The organism is Aerococcus sp. L_32, assembly GCF_050689315.1.
In genome coordinates this window covers 1-1,427 of record NZ_JBOEQF010000484.1, presented here as the reverse complement: position 1 = coordinate 1,427, position 1,427 = coordinate 1, and the positions used below count along the sequence as shown (strand labels likewise).

The 1,427-nt window shown below is 41.6% G+C and carries 2 protein-coding genes; both read right to left on the bottom strand.

Annotated elements, in window-relative coordinates; genetic code table 11:
- Nucleotides 1–756, bottom strand: a 756-nt coding sequence (gene xseA / locus ACRCJ0_RS14075; RefSeq protein ID WP_431390856.1) for an exodeoxyribonuclease VII large subunit, incomplete at its 3' end; no start/stop codon positions are given.
- Nucleotides 749–1,427 (bottom strand): bifunctional 5,10-methylenetetrahydrofolate dehydrogenase/5,10-methenyltetrahydrofolate cyclohydrolase (locus ACRCJ0_RS14070; RefSeq protein WP_431390855.1); only part of this gene is annotated, 679 nt, incomplete at its 5' end. The genes ACRCJ0_RS14070 and xseA, both read right to left, overlap by 8 nt.

Here is a 1,427-nt window from a genome sequence, read left to right as displayed (position 1 = left end):
CGTCGCTGCTCTTTGATCGCTGGCAAAGTCAACGAGGGTTGTGTCTGTTTCATGACCGACTGAGGAAATAATAGGGATATCCATTTTCCGGACGGCACGAACGACCTTCTCCTCGTTGAATGGCCACAAGTCTTCAATCGATCCACCACCGCGGCCGATAATCACTGTATCATAATCACCATGTGCGGACACCTGTTCTAAATTCTTCACCAATTCGTCGGCAGCGTGCTTGCCTTGGACTGCGGTTGGATACAAGGTCAATTGCACAATTGGGTACCGACGCTTAACGGTTGTAATGATATCTCTAATTACAGCGCCTGATGGCGAAGTAATGACTGCAATATTTTTGGGAAATCTTGGAATCGGCTTAGGATCAAAATGAAAAAGGCCTTCTTCAGTTAACTGTTTCTTTAATTGCTCATAGCGCTGGTAAAGAGCACCTACACCATCTGGCTCAAGGTGGTCAATATATAACTGATAACGACCAGTTGCATTAAAAACACCGATACGACCAATTGCTAAGACTTTCATCCCATCTTCTAAATCAAATTTTAGTTGGTTAAAAGCACTGGCAAACATGACCCCAGATAATACTGCATGATCATCCTTTAAGGAGAAATACTGATGTTTAGCGCGTTTTCTATAATTTGATACTTCACCCGTTACATAGACCTGGTGTAAATAAGGGTCCTTTTCAAACTTGGTGGCAATATATTGCGTCAACTGGCTAACAGTTAAATAATTCTTATCAGACAATACCTGTCACTTCCTCTAATCTATCAATCATCTGTTTAAATACCATTAATTTGGTGACTGGCCCAACACCACCTGGTACTGGTGTAATGGCATGGGTTTTCTCTGCGACATTTTCAAAGTCTACGTCACCAGTAACTTTCCCATTTTCATCATATGTAGTCCCAATATCAATCACTGTTGTGCCTGGTGAAACCATATCTTCTGTTAAGAAGTTCGGAATACCAACGGCAACACAAATAATATCAGCAGACCGCGTTAATTCTGCCATATTTTCTGTTTGACTGTGGGCAATCGTTACCGTAGCCCCACGTTGTAACATCAATTCTGCTAGTGGTTTTCCAACGATTGTAGACCTGCCAATCATCACAGCACGTTTCCCTCGAAAAGTCGTATTCACTTCGTCCATCAAGGTGATTGCTGAGAGTGGTGTATTCGGTACCCGGCTTTGATTACCAGCTAATAGGTTCCCCAAATGTACAGGGTGAATGGCATCTAAATCTTTATCCGGATCAATCGCAATATTAATTTTTTGTACGTCAATTTGTTTTGGCAAAGGCATTTCAATCATGATACCTTGTACTGTTTCATCTTCATTATATTGTTGGATAACCGCCAACAATTCTTCTGTTGTTGTATTACTTGGGCAAGAAATTAATTCGTTTGCCACGCCG